Origin of the sequence: Kitasatospora sp. NPDC059803, assembly GCF_042732255.1 — a bacterium.
In the GTDB taxonomy this organism is placed as follows: Bacteria; Actinomycetota; Actinomycetes; order Streptomycetales; family Streptomycetaceae; genus Kitasatospora.
In genome coordinates this window covers 1-2,242 of the sequence record NZ_JBHWIJ010000536.1, presented here as the reverse complement: position 1 = coordinate 2,242, position 2,242 = coordinate 1, and the positions used below count along the sequence as shown (strand labels likewise).

At 71.2% G+C, this 2,242-nt stretch carries 2 protein-coding genes and 1 other RNA gene; all 3 read right to left on the bottom strand.

Annotated features, from left to right (window positions below):
* Positions 1-31: 31 nt before the first annotated feature.
* Positions 32-413, bottom strand: a transfer-messenger RNA (tmRNA) gene (ssrA, locus tag ACFV6I_RS39225).
* An 85-nt stretch (positions 414-498) separates the two neighbouring features.
* Positions 499-975 carry an SsrA-binding protein SmpB gene (gene smpB / locus ACFV6I_RS39220; protein WP_063349176.1) on the bottom strand — a complete coding sequence of 159 codons (477 nt, stop codon included), beginning with the start codon at positions 973-975 and terminating at the stop codon, positions 499-501.
* A gap of 43 nt (positions 976-1,018) precedes the next feature.
* Positions 1,019-2,155 carry a S41 family peptidase gene (locus tag ACFV6I_RS39215; RefSeq protein ID WP_063349175.1) on the bottom strand — a complete coding sequence of 379 codons (1,137 nt, stop codon included), beginning with the start codon at positions 2,153-2,155 and terminating at the stop codon, positions 1,019-1,021.
* Positions 2,156-2,242 lie beyond the last annotated feature (87 nt).

Here is a 2,242-nt window from a genome sequence, read left to right as displayed (position 1 = left end):
GCGGTGGGCGGCCTTCACTGTCAACATGGGGTGGTGGAGATGCCGGGAATCGAACCCGGGTCCAGTGGAGTTAATTCAGGGCTTCTCCGAGCGCAGTCCGCTGTGATTTTCTCGGCCCTGGCAGTCACACGGACAAGCCGCCAACAGGCCCAGCTGCTGTTTGATTTCCCATCCACCCTCGCAGCCCGGGCGGACGGTTGAGTTCCCTAGATTATGCCAGGGTCCGGGTCGGGAACTCCCCGGTCTGACACCCAAGCGCTATCGGTGCTTATTAGGCAGCGAGAGCGAACTGCTGGGAATCGCGCTTAGAGTTGGCGATTATTTTTTTGCGACACGTGGTTAACGAGATCATTGCCGCGTTCCTCGGCTCGCTTCCCCTGTTTCAACATCCCCTGTCGAAACCGATCATCCCCATGTTTTGTTGAGAAACAGCCGGACGGTGACCGTCCGTGTTGCTGACGCCATAGTACGCGAGGCGGCGGGTGAGGGTCCAGCGGATTAACCCTGGCGCCGCCGGGCGGCCGCCACCGCGCGGGCCGTCTCGCGGGTGTCCTGCTTCTCGCGCAGCGTCTGCCGCTTGTCGTACAGCTTCTTGCCGACCGCGAGCGCCAGTTCGAGCTTCACCCGGCCGTCCTTGAAGTACAGCGAGAGCGGGACGAGCGTGTGGCCCGCGTCGCGGACCGTGCTCTCGATCTTGCGGATCTCCAGCCGGTGCAGCAGCAGCTTGCGCTTGCGCCGGGCCGCGTGGTTGGTCCACGTCCCCTGGGTGTACTCGGGGATGAACACGTTGTCGATCCAGGCCTCGTGGTTCTGGATGTAGGCGTAGCCGTCGACCAGGTTGGCCCGCCCCTCGCGCAGTGACTTCACCTCCGTGCCGGTGAGCACGAGGCCGCACTCATAGGTGTCGAGGATCGTGTACTCGTGTCGCGCCTTCTTGTTCTGCGCGATCAGCTTCTGTCCGGTTTCCTTTGCCATAGCGCGGCCATTCTCGCACTTCGGCCGGTTCGGGGCAGCCCCTTTAGGCGCGGGTGCCGAGCCCGGCCAGCACCCGCAGGGCGAGCGCGTCGGCGTCCTCGCCGGCCGCCGCCGGGACGTCCGGGGTCAGGCCGGAGCCCTCCGGGGAGCGGCCGGCCGGGGTGTAGTAGCGGCCGACGGTCAGCTCCAGCACGGCGCCGTCGGCGAGCCGGCTGGGCTGCTGGACGGTGCCCTTGCCGAAGGTCCGGGAGCCCACCACCACGGCGCGGCTGCGGTCCTGGAGCGCGCCGGTGAGCAGTTCGGCGGCGCTCATCGTGCCGCCGTCGACCAGCACCACCAGCGGGGTGCGCTGGTCGCCCCCGGGCGGGGCGGTCAACTCCCTGGTCTCGCCGCGCTCCTGGTACGAGCCGACCGGGCCGCCGTCCAGGAAGATCCCGGCGGTGCCGGCGGCCTCCTCGACCAACCCGCCCGAGTTGCCGCGCAGATCGAGCACCACACCGGCGTGCGGGGCGCGCAGAGCGGCGCGCACCTGATCGGTCACGCCGCTGGTGAAGGCCCGTACGGCGATCCGCAGCACGCCCTTCTCCAGCTGCTCGGCGGTGACCTGCCGGCTGTCCAACAGGGCGCGCCGCAGCCGCAGTTCGCGGACCTCGCCGGCACCGCGCCGCACGGCGAGGGTGACCTCGGAGCCCACCCCGCGCTCGCCGTCGCGCCCGCGCAGCCGGGCCACCACCTCGGTGACCGGCAGGTGGTCGGCCTGGTCCTGGTCGATCCGCAGCAGCCGGTCGCCGGCCTCGATCCCGGCCGTGGCGGCGGGCCCGGCGGGCGCGACCTGGGAGACCGCGGTGGCGCCGTCCTCGCCGCGGCCGACCGAGAGCCCGACGCCCAGGTAGCGGCCGTCCAGTCCCTGGCTGAACGCGGCGTACTCCTGGGCGCTGTAGTACGCGCCCCAGCGGTCGCCGTTGGCCCCGAGCAGGTGCTCGGCCTGCTGCTCGGACAGCGCGGTGCCGGCCGGGTCCGCCGGGAGGCCCGGGGCGGCGCCCGCGACCGGGGCGGCGCCGGCGGCCGGGTGCCGTGGCGGGTCGCCCCAGGCGCCGGTGGCGGCCCCGGCGATCAGCACGACACCGAACACCAGGCTGAGGGTGGCCACCTGACGTGCCCTGCGCGGAGTTTCCAGCATGGCACCGGAGTGTAGACACCGTGTCGGGCGCGACGGGCCACAACGGCGGGCGAAACGACGGCGGCCCCGGACGGCGCAGTGCCGTCC

Excerpts from the sequence above, each read along its gene's own strand:
- ACFV6I_RS39215 (WP_063349175.1), bottom strand. The coding sequence starts at position 2,155 with ATGCTGGAAACTCCGCGCAGGGCACGTCAGGTGGCCACCCTCAGCCTG.
- smpB (WP_063349176.1), bottom strand. The coding sequence starts at position 975 with ATGGCAAAGGAAACCGGACAGAAGCTGATCGCGCAGAACAAGAAGGCG.